16 protein-coding genes and 2 riboswitches are annotated in these 18,224 nt (G+C 69.2%); of the genes, 8 read left to right on the forward strand and 8 right to left on the reverse strand.

The window, feature by feature from the left end; translation table 11 throughout:
• Positions 1–79 precede the first annotated feature (79 nt).
• Entirely contained in the window at positions 80–1,060 is a 981-nt protein-coding gene (ispH, locus tag WI697_RS16500; RefSeq protein WP_062763534.1) for a 4-hydroxy-3-methylbut-2-enyl diphosphate reductase, read from the reverse strand.
• Positions 1,061–1,354: 294 nt separating this feature from the next.
• On the opposite strand from ispH, the gene WI697_RS16505 reads away from it, so the two are divergent.
• From WI697_RS16505 to WI697_RS16540, 8 genes are all read left to right on the forward strand, one after another.
• The gene (locus WI697_RS16505) at positions 1,355–1,624 is read left to right on the forward strand and encodes a CDGSH iron-sulfur domain-containing protein (RefSeq protein ID WP_082828450.1); all 270 of its coding nucleotides are present in this window, start codon (positions 1,355–1,357) and stop codon (positions 1,622–1,624) included.
• Positions 1,625–1,814: 190 nt separating this feature from the next.
• The gene (locus tag WI697_RS16510; RefSeq protein WP_296709425.1) at positions 1,815–2,381 is read left to right on the forward strand and encodes a hypothetical protein; all 567 of its coding nucleotides are present in this window, start codon (positions 1,815–1,817) and stop codon (positions 2,379–2,381) included.
• Between the two features lie 149 nt (positions 2,382–2,530).
• A riboswitch (glycine riboswitch) is annotated at positions 2,531–2,659 on the forward strand.
• Positions 2,660–2,784: riboswitch (glycine riboswitch) on the forward strand.
• 89 nt (positions 2,785–2,873) lie between these two features.
• Positions 2,874–4,013 (forward strand): glycine cleavage system aminomethyltransferase GcvT, encoded by a 1,140-nt coding sequence (gcvT, locus tag WI697_RS16515; RefSeq protein WP_345959201.1) that lies wholly within the window; start codon positions 2,874–2,876, stop codon positions 4,011–4,013.
• A gap of 42 nt (positions 4,014–4,055) precedes the next feature.
• A complete protein-coding gene (gcvH, locus tag WI697_RS16520) occupies positions 4,056–4,433 on the forward strand; it encodes a glycine cleavage system protein GcvH (RefSeq protein ID WP_014746304.1) in 378 nt (125 codons plus the stop codon).
• A gap of 7 nt (positions 4,434–4,440) precedes the next feature.
• Positions 4,441–5,805, forward strand: a complete 1,365-nt coding sequence (gene gcvPA, locus WI697_RS16525) for an aminomethyl-transferring glycine dehydrogenase subunit GcvPA (RefSeq protein WP_345959202.1) — start codon at positions 4,441–4,443, stop codon at positions 5,803–5,805.
• Positions 5,802–7,367 (forward strand): aminomethyl-transferring glycine dehydrogenase subunit GcvPB, encoded by a 1,566-nt coding sequence (gcvPB, locus tag WI697_RS16530; protein ID WP_385997648.1) that lies wholly within the window; start codon positions 5,802–5,804, stop codon positions 7,365–7,367. The genes gcvPA and gcvPB overlap by 4 nt, the downstream gene beginning before the upstream one ends.
• A gap of 221 nt (positions 7,368–7,588) precedes the next feature.
• Complete coding sequence (locus WI697_RS16535; protein ID WP_345959203.1) at positions 7,589–9,976, forward strand: MFS transporter; 2,388 nt, start codon at positions 7,589–7,591, stop codon at positions 9,974–9,976.
• Positions 9,973–11,547: a glutamate-cysteine ligase family protein gene (locus WI697_RS16540; protein WP_345959204.1), complete on the forward strand. Its 1,575-nt coding sequence runs from the start codon at positions 9,973–9,975 to the stop codon at positions 11,545–11,547. Before WI697_RS16535 ends, WI697_RS16540 begins: the two co-directional genes overlap by 4 nt.
• Here the strand turns inward: WI697_RS16540 and WI697_RS16545 are convergent.
• From WI697_RS16545 to WI697_RS16575, 7 genes are all read right to left on the reverse strand, one after another.
• Positions 11,526–12,752 (reverse strand): ABC transporter substrate-binding protein, encoded by a 1,227-nt coding sequence (locus tag WI697_RS16545; protein WP_062763546.1) that lies wholly within the window; start codon positions 12,750–12,752, stop codon positions 11,526–11,528. The two genes, WI697_RS16540 and WI697_RS16545, sit on opposite strands and share 22 nt — an antisense overlap.
• Positions 12,749–14,842 carry a SpoIIE family protein phosphatase gene (locus WI697_RS16550; protein WP_345959205.1) on the reverse strand — a complete coding sequence of 698 codons (2,094 nt, stop codon included), beginning with the start codon at positions 14,840–14,842 and terminating at the stop codon, positions 12,749–12,751. The genes WI697_RS16545 and WI697_RS16550 overlap by 4 nt, the downstream gene beginning before the upstream one ends.
• A gap of 317 nt (positions 14,843–15,159) precedes the next feature.
• Positions 15,160–15,642 (reverse strand): F0F1 ATP synthase subunit B family protein, encoded by a 483-nt coding sequence (locus tag WI697_RS16555; protein WP_014746297.1) that lies wholly within the window; start codon positions 15,640–15,642, stop codon positions 15,160–15,162.
• A 5-nt stretch (positions 15,643–15,647) separates the two neighbouring features.
• Positions 15,648–16,151: a F0F1 ATP synthase subunit B family protein gene (locus WI697_RS16560; RefSeq protein WP_062763549.1), complete on the reverse strand. Its 504-nt coding sequence runs from the start codon at positions 16,149–16,151 to the stop codon at positions 15,648–15,650.
• Between the two features lie 219 nt (positions 16,152–16,370).
• Positions 16,371–16,598 carry an ATP synthase subunit C family protein gene (locus tag WI697_RS16565; RefSeq protein WP_014746295.1) on the reverse strand — a complete coding sequence of 76 codons (228 nt, stop codon included), beginning with the start codon at positions 16,596–16,598 and terminating at the stop codon, positions 16,371–16,373.
• A 119-nt stretch (positions 16,599–16,717) separates the two neighbouring features.
• The gene (locus WI697_RS16570; protein ID WP_062763550.1) at positions 16,718–17,449 is read right to left on the reverse strand and encodes a F0F1 ATP synthase subunit A; all 732 of its coding nucleotides are present in this window, start codon (positions 17,447–17,449) and stop codon (positions 16,718–16,720) included.
• A gap of 133 nt (positions 17,450–17,582) precedes the next feature.
• Positions 17,583–17,996, reverse strand: a complete 414-nt coding sequence (locus WI697_RS16575; RefSeq protein ID WP_062763551.1) for an AtpZ/AtpI family protein — start codon at positions 17,994–17,996, stop codon at positions 17,583–17,585.
• Positions 17,997–18,224: the final 228 nt, after the last annotated feature.

Genomic DNA, 18,224 nt, shown 5'->3' on the forward strand with positions numbered 1-18,224 from the left:
CGGTCGATGCCTCCTGTTGCGCCCGGGCGGATCCCGTGGCGCGTCTCCTCTGGTTGCGGGGGGTGGTCCGGGGAACCGCTCAGTGATTGAGTTCGGGCGGCAGCTTGAACACCACCCGTTCCTCGGCCGTGGTCACCCGTTCGATCGAGACCGGGCCGCGGGCGCGGAAGGCCGCGATGACCTCGTCCACCAGCACTTCGGGGGCAGAGGCGCCGGCGGTGATGCCGATCCGGGTCACCCCTTCCAGCCGCGACCAGTCGATCTCGGCCGCGGTCTGGATCAGCCGGGCATTGGCGCAGCCCGCCACCGCCGCCGTCTCGACCAGCCGGCGGGAGTTCGAGGAATTCGGCGCCCCGATCACCAGCACCGCCTGAACCTCGGCCGCGATGCGGGCGACGGCCTCCTGGCGGTTGGTGGTGGCATAGCAGATATCCTCGCGCCGGGGGCCGGCAATCTCGGGAAAGCGGCGGCGCAGCACCTCGATGATGCCCGAGGTATCGGCCACCGACAGGGTGGTCTGGGTCGCGAAGGCAAGCTCCAGCCCGGGCCGCGGCGGCTGATAGGCCTCGGCATCGGCGATGCTCTCGATCAGGTCGACGGCGCCCTCGGGCAGCTGGCCCATGGTGCCGATCACCTCGGGGTGGCCGGCATGGCCGATCAGCAGCACATGGCGCCCCTCGCCGTGATGGCGCTCTGCCTCTCGATGAACCTTGGAGACCAGCGGACAGGTGGCGTCGATCGCGTGCAGCTCCCGCCGTGCGGCCTCGGCCGGCACCGATTTGGGCACGCCATGGGCTGAAAAGATCACCGGCACCCCGTCCGGCACCTCGTCCAGCTCCTCCACGAACACCGCGCCCTTGGCCGCCAGATCCTGCACCACGGTCTTGTTGTGGACGATCTCGTGGCGGACATAGACCGGCGCGCCGAAGCGTTCGATCGCCCTCTCGACGATCTGGATCGCCCGGTCGACCCCGGCGCAGAAACCGCGGGGTTCGGCCAGCACGATGGTGACCGCGGCAGGGGATGCCGCTTCTGGGGAGGTCGGGGCCGCCTTGGTCATCGCGTCGGCTCTCCGGGCTGAAGGATCCGGCAGGCGGATCCGGGGAGGGTGGCTCGCATAGGGTGCGGTATGGCACGGGCAGCGCCCGAGTTCAACACCGGGCGCACGCATCCCGTTGCCTTGAAAGAACGATCCCGGCCCTTGCCCGCGGCGATTCCCCGCCACTACACTCATGGATGCCTGTTCCGGAAATAAAGCAATCAAGGCGCGCATTGCGCCGACGGGGCGGCACCGAGGCACGAGTTGATGACCGATCGGCCGATCCGGCCGGCAAGAGACGGGAAGGGTCAGGACATGACGATGGAAAACGACGCCACGCCGCCGGCCGCGGCACCGGTGGTGGCACAGGCGGAGCCCTTCGAGGTGGCGGTGAAGGCGGGGCGGACCTATTGGTGGTGCTCCTGCGGGCTGAGCACGAAACAGCCTTTCTGCGACGGCACCCACAAAGGCACCGGGCTCAGCCCCCAGGCCTGGAAGGCCGAAGAGGACGGCACGGTCTGGTTCTGCGGCTGCAAGCAGACCGGCGCGGGCCCCATGTGTGACGGCAGTCACGAAAGATTGTGACCCGGGGGACGCGGCCCCAGGAGGTGACACGGACACGCGCGGGCGGCGGCATTGCGTGCCCGCGCGCCATCGCTATAAAGTGGCGCTTGTCTCAGCCGGCCGCCCGGTCCCCCGGGCGATCCGGCGATAAACGATCACGGAGCGCTTCGTCGTGGCACAGTCCCATTCCGCGTCCGGTCCCGAAACGGCAATGAACAGGACGGCGACGCGGGCGGCCCTGCGCCGCCGGGCGGCCCTGGCCCTGGCCGCGTCGGGTGTGGCGCTCGTCGTCTCCGGCTGCGGCGCTTTCTCGCGCGCCGAGCCGCCGGTCTGCCCCCGCGTGGTGGTGCTGCGCGACACCGCCCAGGCGGTGCAGATCGAACCGGGTGCGAAGGACGTGACCGGCGTGCGTTTCCTGGGCCGGATCGCCGATGCCCAGTGGACCTGCGATGCCGATACCGACGACGGCAAGCGCTATCTGGATGTGGCGCTGACCGTGGTGATCGATGCCGAACGCGGCCCGGCCGCCCCCGATGCCACCGCAACCGCCTTCGACTATTACGTGGCGGTGGCCGATCGGCAGCAGACCATTCTGAACAAGCAGGTCTTCCGGTCGGATCTGCCCTTCCCGGCCAGCCGGCTGAAGGCCGGGTCGAAGGAAGAGCTCAGCATCCGCGTGCCGCTGCCCGGCACCAGCACCGGTGCCGACTATGCCCTGCTGATCGGCTTCCAGCTCGATCGCGAGCAGCTGGAGTTCCAGCGCGGCCACAGCCGGTAAGAGCACAGCAGGACCCGGGGGGGACGCGCTGCCCGGGCCGGAACCGTCCCGGTCCGGATCGTGATCCGTCGACGCGAGAGGGCTGCGGGCCGGATTGTGCCCTGCGGCCCTCTCGTGTATCCTGGCCGCGCTCGGAGGCTACGTGACAGACGAACCCTGTGGGAGAGCGCGCTGCGCGACACCCGGCCGGTCGACGGCCGGGAGACAGTCGAGGCAGTGCCGCCGAAGGAGCAACCGGCCCCGGTAAACTCTCAGGCACCAGGGACCGCAGGGGAATGTCACTCTGGAAAGCAGGCGGCGCGGAAGATCGCGGCGTCTCACCGAAGGGGTAAGTGCGACGGCGGCCACCGCATCCGCGGGGGCATGGCGGCGCACAATCTTTCAGGTCCGAAGACAGAGCGGGGCCATCTCCGGGGACGGAACGTCGGATCGACCGGCGGCGCCGGACCTGGGAGATGCGCGGCCGCAATCCTGTTTTCTCGGAGCGACCCGATGTCCGGTCCGGACCAGCCGACCCAGGGCGGTACCCCCGCCGATCTTCTCAAGACCCCGCTTTACGATCTGCATCTGGCGCAGGGCGGCAAGATGGTGCCCTTTGCGGGCTATCTGATGCCGGTCCAGTATCCCATGGGCATCAAGGGCGAGCATCTGCACACCCGCACCCATGTGGGGCTGTTCGACGTCTCGCATATGGGCCAGGCACGGATCACCGGGCCGGATGCTGCGGCGGCGCTCGAAGCCCTGGTGCCGGGCGACATCACCGGCCTCGGCCTAGGCCGGATGCGCTATACCCAGCTCACCACCGATGACGGCGGCATCCGCGACGACCTGATGGCGACGCGGTTCGACGGCCATGTCTTCCTGGTGGTGAACGCCGCCTGCAAGGCCGATGATTTCGCCCATATCGCGGCGCATCTGCCGGCCGGCCACAGCCTCGACATCCTGGATGATCGCGCCCTGCTGGCCCTGCAGGGGCCCGAGGCGGCAGCCGTGCTGGCGGCGCTGGCGCCCGCGGCGGCCGAGATGGCCTTCATGTCGATGCAGCCGCTCGACATCGCCGGCATTCCCTGCCTGGTCAGCCGGTCCGGCTATACCGGCGAGGACGGCTACGAGATTTCGGTCCCGGCCGATCAGGCGGAAAGCCTGGCCGGCAAGCTGCTGGCCGATCAGCGGGTGGCGCCGATCGGTCTCGGCGCCCGCGACAGCCTGCGCCTCGAAGCCGGGCTCTGCCTCTACGGCCACGATATCGACCTCTCGACCAATCCGGTCGAAGCGGGGCTCGGCTGGTCGATCGCGAAGCGCCGCCGCACCGCCGATGCCGGCTATCCCGGGGCGGCGGTGATCGCCGCCGCCTTTGCCGAGGGCCCGGCGCGCAAGCGCGTCGGCCTTGTTCCCGAGGGCAAGGTGATCGCGCGCGAAGGCACCGACGTGATCGACCCTGCAACCGGCGAGACCGTCGGCCGTGTCACCAGCGGCGGCTTCGGCCCCAGCGTCGACGGGCCGGTGGCCATGGCCTGGGTCCGCGCCGATCTGGCCGCCCCCGGCACCGCCCTTGCCCTCGACGTCCGCGGGAAATCCCGCCCGGCGACGGTCGCCCCCATGCCTTTCGCGCCGCATCGCTACCGGCGCTGACCTGCAACACTCCCGCCCCATCAGGGAACAGCGAGCTTCCTCATGAGCACTCTGCGTTTCACCAAAGACCATGAATGGATCGACCTCGACGGCGAGGTTGCAACCGTCGGCATCACCGATTACGCCCAGGGACAGCTGGGCGATGTGGTGTTCGTCGAACTGCCCGAGGTCGGGCGGTCTCTGGCCGCCGGCGACGATGCCGCGGTGGTCGAATCGGTCAAGGCCGCGAGCGACGTTTATGCGCCGATCGACGGCGAGGTGGTCGAAGCCAATCAGGCGGTGGTCGACGACCCGAGCCTGGTCAACAGCGACCCTGCGGGCGAGGGCTGGTTCTTCAAGGTCCGCGTCACCGATGCCGGTCAGCTCGACGAGCTGATGGACGAGGACGCCTATGCGTCCTACATCGCGGAGCTGGAGTGATCTTATCATGCGTTATCTGCCCCTGACGGGTGAGGACCGCGCGGAGATGCTCCGCGTGATCGGGGCCCCGTCGATCGATGCCCTGTATTCCGACGTGCCGGCCGACCTGCTTCACGGCCCCGAAGCCTTCCAGGCCGTGGCGCCGGGCAAGAGCGAGCTTCAGGTCGAGCGCGAGATGGCCGCCTATGCCCGCGCCAGCCGGGCCGCCGGTGACGGACCGTTCTTCGTGGGCGGCGGGCTCTACCGCCACCATGTGCCGGCCGCCGTCGACCATCTGATCCAGCGGTCCGAATTCCTGACCGCCTACACCCCCTATCAGCCGGAAATCGCCCAGGGCACCTTGCAGACCCTGTTCGAGTTCCAGACCCAGGTGGCCCTGCTGACCGGCATGGACGTGGCCAATGCCTCGCTCTATGACGGCTCTACCGCCGCGGCCGAAGCGGGCATGATGGCGGTGCGGATCACCCGCCGGAACAAGGTGGTGGTGGCCGGATCCGTCCATCCCCATTACCGCGCCGTGGTGCAGAACCAGCTGGGCTTCGCCGGTATCGAGGTCGACCTCGCCCCGGCCGATCCGACGGCGGAAGACGATGTCGCGGCCCGGGTCGATGCCGGCACCGCGGCGGTGATCGTGCAGAACCCCGGCTTCTTCGGCCAGGTCCGCGACCTGACGGCGCTGGCCCAGGCGGTGCATGCCAAGGGCGCGCTGCTGATCGTGGCGGTGACCGAGGCGGTGTCGCTGGGGGCGGTCGAAAGCCCCGGCGCCATGGGCGCCGATATCGTGGTCGGCGAGGGCCAGAGCTTCGGCAATGCGCTCACCTTCGGCGGGCCGACCGTGGGGCTCTTCGCCACCCGGTCGAAATTCCTCCGCCAGATGCCGGGCCGGCTCTGCGGCGAGACCGTGGATGCCGATGGCCGCCGCGGTTTCGTGCTGACGCTGTCGACCCGCGAGCAGCACATCCGCCGCGACAAGGCGACCAGCAACATCTGCACCTCGGCCGGTCTCTGCGCCTCGGCCTTCACCATTCATCTGGCGATGCTGGGTGAGCAGGGGCTGACCCATCTGGCGGCGCTGAACCATGCGCTGGCGGGTCGTGCCGCCGATCGTCTGGCGGCGGTGCCGGGTCTCAGTCTGGTCAACGACACCTTCTTCAACGAGTTCACCCTCGATCTGGGGCGGCCGGCGGCACCGGTGGTGGAGCGGCTGGCGGCGCGCGGCATTCTGGCCGGCATCGCGCCGGCGGTGCTCGACGGCGTCGAGGCCGATGCGGCGGCGCTGCAGAACCTGCTGGTGGTGGCGGTGACCGAACTCGTCACCGACGAGGATGTCGAGGCGCTGGCCTCGGCGCTGACCGAGGAGCTTTCGGCATGACCGCGATGGACCGTTCCCAGGGCCGGGTCTCGCGCGACGAGACGCCGGAGATCTCGATGATCCCCGAAACCGCGACCGGCAATCGCGGCCTGCAGCTTGAAGAGCCGCTGATCTTCGAACAGGGCACCCCCGGCCGGATCGGCGTCGATCTGGCGCCGGTGCCCGAGACGAAGAGCCGGCTGGGCGGTGTGGTGCGCAAGGGCCCGGTCGGCCTGCCCGACCTGGCCGAGCCGCAGGTGGTGCGCCATTTCGTGCGCCTGTCGCAGAAGAACTACTCGATCGATTCGGGGCTCTTCCCGCTCGGCTCGTGCACCATGAAGTACAATCCGCGCCTGAACGAAAAGGTGGCGCGGATGCCCGGCTTCGCCGATCTGCACCCGCTGCAGCCGGTCTCCACCATCCAGGGCGCGCTCGGCATGATGCACGAGCTGGGCACCTGGCTGACCGAGCTGACCGGCATGACCGAGGTGACGCTGGCCCCTGCCGCCGGCGCCCATGGCGAGCTGGCCGGGCTGATGGCGATCCGTGCCGCCCATGTCGCCCGCGGCGATGCCCGCAGGCGCGTGATCGTGCCCGACAGCGCCCATGGCACCAACCCCGCCTCGGCCGTGCTCTGCGGCTATACCGTGCAGAGCATTCCGGGCACCGATGACGGCCGGGTCGATGTGGCGGCGCTGAAGGCGGCGCTCGGCCCCGATGTCGCGGCGGTGATGCTGACCAACCCCAACACCTGCGGCCTGTTCGAACGGGACGTGAAGGTGATCGCCGATGCGGTGCACGAGGTGGGCGCCTATTTCTACGGCGACGGCGCCAATTTCAACGCCATCGTCGGGCGGGTGAAGCCGGCCGAACTCGGCTTCGACTGCATGCACATCAACCTGCACAAGACCTTCTCCACCCCGCATGGCGGCGGCGGCCCGGGCTCGGGCCCGGTGGTCTTCGCCGAAAGCCTGGCCCATGTGGCGCCGGGTCCGCGGATCCGCCGGCAGGACGATGGCAGCTACACGGTCGAAGCCGTGCCGGGCGGCCCGGCGGTCGGCCGGCTCAAGGCCTTCTTCGGCCAGGCGGGCATGTTCACCCGGGCGCTCGCCTATATGAAGAGCCTGGGCCGCGACGGCCTGCATGCGGCTTCGGGCGATGCGGTGCTGGCGGCCAACTATCTGATGGCCCGGCTCTCGGAAGAGATGACCCCGGCCTTCCCCGGCCCCGCCATGCATGAATGCCTGTTCGACGACGGCTTCCTCGAAGGCACCGGGGTCAGCACGCTCGACTTCGCCAAGGCGATGATCGACGAGGGCTTCCACCCGATGACCATGTACTTCCCGCTGGTGGTGCATGGCGCGATGCTGATCGAGCCGACCGAGACCGAATCGAAGCAGGCGCTGGACCAGCTGGTCGACGCGCTGCTCTCGCTCGCCCGCCGCGCCAAGGCGGGGGAGGCGGAAGCCTTCCATGCCGCCCCGCGCTATGCGCCGCGCCGGCGTCTCGACGAGACGCTCGCCGCCCGCAAGCCGGTGCTGCGCTGGACCCCGCCGGCAGAGGCCCGTGCCGCGGCCGAGTGACCACGGCGAGGCCCGTTACGGACAAGTCTACCGCCCCGGTAGCATCGCTACCGGGGCGGTTCGCGTTTCGGTCGGCAAATCCCGCGATGCGGCATATGGGCGTCAATCCGGGTTGACCTGGGCACAGGAAGCGCGGGCCAAAATCGATACATCCGGGTAGGATGCGGGGAATCCGGCCCCCTTTGGTGGGGATGGTCCTGCATAGCGGAAAATCACTTTCCATGAGCCTCGCCACCCGGGCCCGCGGGCCGATCTTCCGTCTCACCCTTGCCCTGGCGCTGCTGCTGCCGGTGTGCATGGGCATTGCCGGCTTCCTGAACCTCACCGCGCTGAAGCGTGTCGATGCCGAGGCGACCGTCAGCGAGGTGACCGCGATCGGCGGCAAATGGGCCGACCGGTTGCAGGTCGCCGTGCGCTACGGCAAGCCGATCGAGAAATTCTCGGGCCTCGACGACCTGCTCGACGATGTCCGCCAGGACATTCCGCTGGCCGGTCAGGCTGCGGTGGTCGATGTGAAGGGCCATGTGCTGGGCAGCCGCGGCGAAGAGGCGGCGGTGCCGGTGGTGGGCGCGGATCAGGGCGGCCAGGTGGTGGAACGCGTCAATGCCGGCCGCCGCTGGGTGCTGTTCCCGATCCGCGATGCCGGTGGCGCGGTGGTCGCCCACCTGGGCGTGGCGCTGCCCGAAGAGGCCCATACCGCCGAAATCGGCCGCACCGTTCAGGCGATGGTGGCCGCGGCGGCCGCCGCCACCATTCTGGGCGTTCTGGTCACGCTGGGGCTGGGCGTCGTCTCGGCCCGCGGCCGGGCGGCAGATGCGGTGCGGCTGAAGCGGATGCGGGTGGCCGGTATTGCGGTGGTGGTTCTGGCCCAGGCGGGGTTTGCCGCCTATGCGATCGGCGAGTTTCGCAGCGCCGTCGAAACGGCGGCCGCGCGCCAGGGCGAACGCCTGGCCGCCTCGGTCGCCAATGATCTCGACCAGCTGATCAACAAGGGCATCGCGCTCCGCTTCATGGGCCGGATCGAGGACAATTTCGCCCGGTTGATCGATCAGGTGCCGCTGATCGGCGGTGCCGCCCTGGTCGGCCCCGACGGCACGCGCATCGCCGCCGCCGGCGTGACCGGTCCGGATGCCGGGCCGGTGGTGATCCGGGATCTGACCACGGTCGCCGGCAGCGGCGGCCGCCCCGCCGGGCGGATCGAGATCACCCTGTCGGGGGCCGCCATCGCCGACAGCGTCCAGTCCCGCGTGCTCGACGCCGTCACCCTGGCGCTGGTTTCGGCCATGATCGTGGGCGAGGGGCTGATCTTCGTCTTTGCCGCGGTCCGCGGCCGCGTGGGGGCGGGCGGCATCGCCGATTCGCGCTTTGCCCGGCCGATGGCCTTCCTGTTCCTGCTCGCCTGGTCGCTGCCGCTGTCCTTCGTGCCGCTGGCCATGCGCCTGCTGGCTGCGGGCGATGGCGCTGCGACCAGCGACATCATGATGGCCGCCCCGGTATCGGCCGAGATGATGTGTGCCCTGGTCACCGCGCTCATCGCGGGGCCGATGGCCGATCGCCGCGGCTGGCAGGTGCCGGTGCTGACCGGCTTCGGCCTCTGCGTGCTGGCCAACATGGTCTCGCTGGTGGTGATGGCGACCCAGACCCACCCCGCGGCCTTCATCGCCGCGCGCGCCCTGGGCGGGCTCGGCTATGGCTTCGCCTGGATGGGCATCCAGAGCCATCTCTACGCCACCACGCTGCCCGAGCGCCGGGCCAGTGCCACGGCCGGGCTGATCGCCGGCATCTTCGTGGGCCAGATGTGCGGCACCGCCATCGGGGCGATGCTGGCCGAGCAGCTGGGCTATGCCAATGTCTTCCTGGTCGCGGCCCTGTTCATGGTCATGCCGCTGGTGGTGGCGCTGGTCGCCGTCAGCGCCGGCCGCGAGCTTGTGGTCGAAACCGACGACAAGCCGGCCGCAGCCGCCCCCGCGCCCGCGCCGGCAGAGGCCGGCGGCGGCTGGCGCGGCCTGCTCACCGATCGCACCTTCATGCTGGTGCTGGTCTGCAGCGTGATCCCGTTCTCGATCGCCCAGGTCGGCCTGCTCAATTTCGCGGTGCCGGTCTATCTGGCCGAACAGGGCATCAACCAGTCCGATATCGGCCGCGTGCTGATGGTCAACGGTCTGGCGGTCATCCTGCTCGGCCCGCTGTTCGGTCGGTTGACCGACAAGGTGACCGACAAGCGGCCCTTCATCGTGGCCGGTGCGCTGGCGGCCGCCGCCGCCCTGGTCGTCGCCAGCATTGGCGGCAATCTGATGGCGCTGGTCGCCGCCGTCTTCCTGATCGGCGTCTCGGGCAGCATCGCCGGTGGCGCGCAGAGCGCCCATGGCCTGCAGGGGGCCGGTGTCGCCCGCGCCGGCATCGGCCGGGCGGTCAGCATGAAGCGCTCGGCCGACAAGTTCGGCCAGATGCTGGGCCCGCTGATCGTGGGTGGCCTGTTCGCGGTGGTCGGCACCACGGCGGGGCTGGCGGCCACGGCCGGGCTGATGCTGGCGGCCGGCCTGCTCTTCCTGCTGCTCGACCGTCGCCCCGCCCCGCCTGCGGCGGGGGAGGCGGAGGCCAGCTCATGACCGTCGAGCGCTTGCAGGTGCCGCGCCCGGTCAAGGTCGGGGTGGAGATCGAACTGCCGATCGCCTCGGCCGCGGACGCCACCAGCCTGGCGGTCCCCGACGTGTTCGACCGCCTGGTCGCCGATGGCGAGGCCGAGGGCCGGGCGCCGCAGCCGCTCTGCCTGGGCGGCCGGGTGGTCGGCCTGCGCGATGCCGCGGGCATGATTTCGGTGGACAACGGGTTCAACAATCTCGAAGCCTCGCTCGGGCCGGTCACCGGTCTGGAGCAGCTCGACGACGAGGCGCGCGAGGCGCTGGACCGGGTGGGGGCCGCCGTGGCGGCCTCGGGCGGCATGCTGGTCAATCTGGCCGAGCATCCCTTCCAGCCGGTATCCAGGGCCTTCTATCACGCGACCCGGGCGCCCAAGCCGGTCTATGACTACTGGAACGAGGTGCGGGGCTGGGATCATTCGGCCGGCATCGATGCCAAGGCCCATAACAGCCCCTCGACCGATGTGCCCGTGGATCGTGGCGCCGATGCGGTCAATCTGGTGCTGGGCTTCTCGGCGGCCTTCATCGCCCTCTTTGCCAACAGCCCCTACGAGAACGGCCGCGCGACCGGCTTTAAGGAAAACCGGCTGACCCTCTGGTCGCGGATGTGCGGCGGGGCCCATGCCGCCCGCGACCGCAGCTGTTTCGTGCCGCCGGCCGAGCCCTTTGCCGGGCTTGCCGCCTATATGCGCTGGGCGCTGGGGGTGGATGCGCCGCTGCCGGCCCTGCCGCACGGGCCCGCGGATCTGGCCCCCACCTCCAAGATCGGCGGCCTGGTAGAGGTCGAGGGCCAGCCGACCCTGCGGGAGTTCCTCGGCCACGGCCGCAGCTGGAGCGGCCGGCTGCGCGGCGACGACATGGTGGTGCAGATCCGCCCCTCCGCCACCCATTTCGCGGCGCTGCAATCGTCGAACTTCCTGGATGCCCGGCTGCGCTTCGCCTTCGCCCCCGGCCGCATGCCCGAACCGGCGACGCTGGCCGCGGTGGTCGACAGCGATGCGGCCCTGGCCCGGCTGATGGCCGAGACCACCTCGGCGGTCTATCTGGAAGGTCGCGCCCCCGGTGCCAATCTGCCCGATCAGGAGCTGATCGATCTGGGCGGCGATGCCGTGGCGGCCAGTGTGGTGAGTGCGGCCGGCGCCCTGCAGAAGGGGCTGCTGGCGGTGATGGACCGGGGCCTGGCGGTCATTGCCCGCCATGGCTGGGCGCGGCTGATGCTGCTGCGCGAACGCGCGATGCGCGACGGGCTGGCGGCCGAGGTCGACGGGCTGACGGCGGCCCGTCTGGCGGCGGAGCTGGTCGATCTGGCTGGGGCCGGGCTCGATGCGCGCGAGGCGCGCTTCCTTGCCTATCCGGCCTTCGTACTCAAGACGGGGCAGAGCGGCGCCGATCGGGCGATCGCGATGGTCGAAGCCGGCCATGGCGACATGGCCGCACGGCTGGCGCGGCTGGTCTTCGCCCGGCGGCATGTCGCGCTCGGCGGGGCGGCGCCCAAGGCGTCCGCCGCCGCCGGGCTCGGTCAGCGGTCGATCTTGCGGTAGATCTCGTCGGCGGCCAGCAGGATGTCGACCGGCGGGTTGAAGCCGATGATCTCCATGGTCTCCAGATTGAGCGCGATCTTGGCCGGCGCCACCCAGCGCTGATCCAGCGCCCAGGGCTCGGCACCGTTGAAGATCCGGCCGATCACCTCGGCATGGAACAGCCCGACATACGAGAAATCGCCCTGGGCGATGCTCATCAGCACGCCCCGGCGCACGTCGCCCGATCCGGCCATCGAAAAGGTCGGCACGCCGGCATCCAGCGCCGCATCGACGATGGCGGCAAGGCTGCTGCTGGTCACGCCGCGATGGACGGTGATGTAAAGCGCGTCGACCTTGGGTGCCAGTTCCTTGTAGCAGCGCACCGCCTCGGCCTTCGCGACCTCTTCCGGCACGCCGTTGAAGGGCGCGAAACAGGTGACGAGGTCGAAGCCGCGGGCGGCCGAGACCGCCTCGACTTCCTCGATCGCGGCGAAGGTGCGGCCTTCCAGCGTGTTCTCGTAGACCACGCCCAGGCGTTTCGCCCGGACGATGTCGTCGAACAGCTCCACCTGGCGGCCATAGCGGCCGGGCTCGACCTTGGCATGCAGGTTGGGGCGGCCGGAATCATCCGGCGACGGAATGATCTTCGAGGCGACGGGGTCCGAGGTGGAGGCGACGACGATCGGCGTGGTGACGGCGTCATTGGCCAGATCCTGGCCCGCCCAGGTGCCCATGGCGATCATCAGGTCGATATCCTGCCGGCCGGTCAGCCGCTCGATGATCTCGGGCCGGACCTGCTTGCGGCGCTCGGGGTCGAAATCGCCGGCGGTGTAATGGGCGTCGCCGACGAATTCGACATGGCCGCCATTGGCATTGGCGACCAGGAACCGCCAGAGGGTGGCGGAATCCGGCACCTGATCCATCGGCGGCAGATCGATCTGCGGCACCCAGCCCAGCTGCATCAGCCCGCGGACGATGGCGGCCAGGATGATCTTGTAGTCGCCGTACTGGCCGCCTTCGTAATAGCCGATGCGGAAGCGCTTTTCGGGGGTTTCGGGCCCCGGCACCGCCGGGATCGCCTCTGCCGCGGCGCGGATCTCGGGCGAGGGCGGGGCGGCATGGGCCGAGGCGGGCACCAGGCCGATCAGCAGTCCGGCGAGCGCCAGGCCGATCAGCAGCGACAGCAGGACACGTCCGAACAGGGTCGCGGGCTTCCAGAGGGTCATCCGATGCTCCGTAGTGCCTCGGGGGCTGCGGTGGTGGCGTCGGCCCCGGGGCCGGCGTAGTGCAGGGCGAAGACGGTGATATCGTCCGACTGGTCGGCACCGGCAACGAAATCGTCGATGTCGTCGAACAGCCGGTCGACGAAGCGCTTCGGATCGGCCGCCATGCCGCCGGCCGACACCCGGAGCAGCCGGTCGTCGCCGTAGAGCGCCTTGTCGGGGTTGTGGGCCTCGGTCACACCGTCGGTATAGACCAGCAGCTCGTCGCCGGCGCAGAGGTCCAGCGACATCGCCCGGTAGGGCATGTCTTCCATCACGCCCAGCGCCGGGCCGCAGACCGTGCTCAGGGCCTCGGGCGCCGCGGCGCCGCGGCGCAGCAGCAGCGGCGGGTTGTGGCCGGCATTGCAGTATTCCAGCTGCCCGGCCGCCAGATCGATCCGGCCGCAGAACAGGGTGACGAACATGGTGTTCGGGTTGTCGCGCGCCAGCATGTCGTTCACCTCGGCCAGCATCTCGGCCGGGGTCAGGCCCTTTTCGGCCGAGGTCTTGAGCAGGGTGCGGGTGATCGCCATGAACAGCGCCGCCGGCACGCCCTTGCCCGAGACGTCGCCGACCACGAAGTAGAAATGGCGGCCTTCGGCGAAATAGAAGTCGAACAGGTCGCCGCCGACCTCCTTGGCCGGCACCAGGCGGGCATGGAGATTGATTTCGGGCCGGTCGGGGAAGGGCGGGAAGGTCTTGGGCAGCAGGCCTTCCTGAATGTCGCGGGCGGCGGCGAGTTCGCCTTCGATCCGCATGCGCTCTTCCGTCACCCGGATCAGTTCGCGGATCTTGGCGCGGAGCGTTTCGTCCATGAAGGCGAAGGCAGAGGCCAGCCGGCCGATCTCGTCGGCGCGATCGTCGATCATCCGCCGGAGCCCCGGATCGGGCGGCGCATCCTGGGTGAAATCCTGCGAGGCGAGGGCGCGGACCCGCACCTCCAGCCGGCGCAGCGGCCGCACCAGCCAGCCCGACAGCGGATAGGCCGCCAGGAACGACAGCACCAGCACGGAACCCAGCAGCAGTGCCTGATTGCGGGTGACCTCGTGCGCCGGGCCCAGAATGTCGTCGCGCGACAGCAGCATCGTCACCCGCCAGTCCAGCGGCTTGAACAGATGGGCGTAGAGCACGACGTCGTCGGCGCCGGCCGGCGGCGGCACCGCAATCGTGTCCTGGCGGGGCAGGTCCTGCGGCAGCATGGCGAAGGCGTCGGCGCAGCTGTCGACCGCGGTGCTGATCGCCGCACAGGCGGCATCGCCGCCCTGGGGCGGGATCACCAGCCGGCCCTGGCCGTCGAAGATCATCGCCCGGCCGCGATCCCCCAGGCGGAGGGCATGGACGCTGTTGGTCAGGTCCCGGATCATCTGCGCCATCTGGGCATCGGCCGCGCGCTGCACGTCCTCGGCATCGGCGATCACCGCCACCGTCCAGCCCCAGGGCTCGAAATTCCGGAAATAGCCGAATTTCAGCCGGGTCTCGGTGGCGTCCAGGCTCTGCCAGGGGAAGGTGGAGAAGGTGTCGCCATACTGAAGGACATCTTCCTGCGCCGCCTTGAAGGCCGGGCGGCCCTTCATGTCGCGGCCGTCGATCAGCGTCTGGCCCAGCAGCGATGCATCCGGGTGGATCAGCACCCGCATCTCGCCGTCATAGACGATGACATAGCGGGCCTCGCTGCGCGGCTGGTCCGACAGCCATTGCAGGGCGGTGTTGCGGGCGGCGGTCTCGCTCATCCCGCCATTGGCGGCCAGGCGGCGAAGGGCCGAGAGCACCGAGACCACCTGGTCGCCCTGGTCGCGCAGCGCCGTCTTGCGCTGTTCGACGGCGTCGACCTTCTGGCGGATCAGCGACTGGAAACGCTCGCGCAGGCTGGTGGCGAAAAGATCGATGGTGTTGGTCGCCTCGCGCTCGCGTTCCGAGACGAAGCTCCGCTCCAGCAGGGCGGTGGTCGATGGCAGGATCACGGCGGCGGTGACGCCCAGGATGGCGGCCACGCCCAGAAACACCGCCACTCTCAGTGATCGAAACTGCCGCACGTCCTGTCCCCGTCGCCACATGCCCCGGCCGTCCGGCAGGTCTTCGCCCGGCCGGCCGTCATTTCTCCCGCCGGTGCATCCTGCCTGATCACCGGCCACATGGCGAGCCTCCAGACGCACCGGGTCAACGGTGGGCCACATCGGTGACGAAACATTACATCGACGCCGGATGATCATTCCGGTGACATGACATTACATCGACATCGATATATCTGATCAGTGACGCAGCATTATATTGACGCCGGAGTACCTTCGGGGGCCGGTCCCGAAACGCGAAACGCCCCGCCGGCAAAACCGGCGGGGCGTTTCGGAACTGCCCGGATCGCGGGAGACGCGGATCAGTGCAGGGTCTTGAGGCCGGCGATGGTGTCGTCCACCAGCTTGGCCTGACGGTCGGCCGAAAGCTGGGTGCGCAGCACCTGCTCGGTCGCCGCCATCGCCACATCGACCGCGGTCGCACGGACCTCGGCGATCGCATCGGCTTCCGCCTGGGCGATCTTGGTGGCGGCCATGCGCTCGCGACGCTCGATCGACTGGGCCAGCTGGGTCTGGCCCATTTCGACGATGCGCTTCGCTTCGGTGCGCGCATGGGCGACCATCTGCTCGGCTTCCTGCATCGCCTCGCGCTGCTTGCGCTGATACTGGGCGAGGAGCGCCTGGGCGTCCTCACGCAGCTTCTGCGCGGCATCGAGTTCGGCGCGGATCGCGGCTGCACGGGCGTCGAGCATGCCCCCGATGGCCTTGTGGACCTTCAGGAAGCCAAGCCCGGCGATGCAGAGGACGAAGGCGACGGCGACCCAGAAAGTGGGATCGGAGAACATCGGCCTCACTCCTTCCGCGACGAGGTGGCGGCCAGGGCGGCATCGACGGCGCTGCGGACCGCAGCACCATCGACCGGCGCACCGGCCAGCTTCGCGGTGGCCGCCTCGGCGGTCTCGGTCGCGAGCGACGCGAGATCGGCCATGGCGTCCGCCTTGGCGGCGGCAACGGCGGCTTCGGCCTCGCGGACCTTGGCGGCCAGACGCTCGTCGAGCGCGTCGAGCTGCCGCTGGGCCTCGGCCTGGGCCTGCTCGCCGGCCTGCTCCAGAAGCTTCTGGGCTTCGGCGCGGGCATTGGCGAGCGCCGCTTCATAGGCCGCACGCGCCTCTTCGGCCTCGCGCTTCAGCGCTTCGGCACGATCGAGATCGGCGGCGATACGGTCCTGGCGCACCTCGAGGATATCGGCGATGCGCGGGAGCGCGATCTTCGACATCAGCAGATAGAGCAGGCCGAAGGACACCACCAGCCAGAAGATCTGCGACGCGAATGTGCTCGGTTCGAACTGAGGCATGGGTCTCCCGGGGCATTTCGTGGACGGGGCCCGGATATGGGCCGTCCGTCATGGCGAAAGTCTGGCGTGGACGGAGGATCGTGCCGTTGCCCGAAGCGGTGCCCCTGGAAGGGTGTCGCCCGGCGGCCGTCTGCCGTCCCCGCCCTCACGAACGCGCCCGAGGCGGTGTTTTCACACCCCTCGGGCCCGCTCGGTACCGGTTCCCGGCCGTCGTGCTGATCAGAACACGAAGAGGATGATCAGCGCGATCAGCAGGGCGAAGAGGCCGACCGCCTCGACCAGCGCGAAGCCGAGCATCGCGAGGGGGAACACGGTGGTGCGGACCGAGGGGTTCCGCGCCAGCGAGCTGACCAGCGAGGAGAAGATGTTGCCGATACCGATACCGACGCCGAACAGCGCAAGCACCGCGAGGCCGGCACCGATCATCTTTGCGGCTTCCAGTTCCATCGCTCAACTTCCTTATCTTGACAAAGGGACTGGTTTTCAGAGAGGCGATCGCCTGATACCTGCCCGCGACCGGGGACCGGCCGGCGACATCGCCGGTCGGTCGGATCCGGTCCCGGATCTCAGTGCAGGTGCAGCGCGTCGTTGAGGTAGATGCAGGTCAGGATCGCGAAGACATAGGCCTGCAGCGCGGCGATGAAGAGTTCGAGGGCGGTAAGGCCCACGACCACCACGAGAGGCGCAACACCCGCGATACCGAGCGCGACGATGAAGCCGGCCAGCACCTTCAGCATCGTGTGCCCGGCAACCATGTTCGCGAACAGTCGCACCGAAAGGCTGATCGGACGCGACAGATAGGAGATGATCTCGATCGGCACCACCAGCGGCATCATCCACAGGGGCACGCCCTGGGGGACGAAGAAGCTGAAGAAGTGGCCGCCATGCTTCACCAGACCGATCACGGTGGTCAGGATCCAGACGAACAGCGCCATCGCAAAGGTGACGACGATGTGGCTGGTGGTGGTGAAGCTGTAGGGGAGCATGCCCGCCAGGTTGGCGAACAGGATGAACATGAACAGCGTGAAGATGAAGGGGAAGTACTTCCGGCCTTCCGACCCCACGTTGTCTCGAAGCATGTTCGCGACAAACTCGTAGGACATCTCCGCCATCGACTGTCCGCGGCCCGGAACGAGGGCGCGACTGCGCGAGCCCAGCGTCAGGAACAGCGTAACGGCCGCGATGGCGATGAACATCCACAGCGACGAGTTGGTGAAGGAGATGTCGACGCCGCCGATCTGGAGGTCGACCAGACGCTTGATGTGGAACTGCTCAAGCGGGCTATGTGCTTCCGCCACCGTGGCCCTCGCTCTTCGTTAAGAACTCAACCCTGGCCGGAGCCGTCGGCACCGGGGAGTTCCCGCATGCCGGCCACCTTCCGCACCCTTGCCCGCGGTCGACCCGCAGACCCGTCAATCTTCCCGTCCGGCGTCACCGGCCCTGGCCGGTGTCATCCCGCCGTGCCGGATCATCCCGTCGTCCCGAACCATCCCCTTCCGGGGGTGCGGCCGGGCCGTTGCCCTGCGTTTCACCTTCATCGATCTCGTCCATCGTCCGTTTGGCGAAGGCATAGGCATTGCGTATGCCGGCCGCCGCACCAAATAGAAAGAAGACGAGCATTCCGAAGGGCGCCGTGCCGAGCCAGCGGTCGATGAACCAGCCAAGCCCGAGCCCGACGACGAGAGCCGCCAGGATATCCGTCCCGACGCGAGCGGCGAACCCGATGCCCTTCACCGGCTCACGCGAATTCCCCGGACCGTCGCCCGTGCGGCGGCCGGTGGAGGATCGTGCCTGCTTCAGTCGGGCTTCAAGCTCTTTCAGTCCCGAGTCGTCCCGGTCATCCATGAGCGTGGGCCCGCCTTGAGCATCCGGTCGGTGGAAGGCGCCTCTGGATTTCCGGCGCCAGGCGGACCGCATTTCTGCTGCCGCACCTTGGCATCCGGCCATCCGGGCACGCCGGCCGCGCCGCAACAGCGCTGCCGAAGGCGCGTGAACCATACGGGGAAGCCCTATGCGTGTCAAGAATGAAAACCCCTTGCTTTACAAGGGATTGGCTTAGCCAACCCATTGATT

It is taken from the genome of Tistrella mobilis (assembly GCF_039634785.1).
GTDB classification, from domain to species: Bacteria; Pseudomonadota; Alphaproteobacteria; order Tistrellales; family Tistrellaceae; genus Tistrella; species Tistrella mobilis.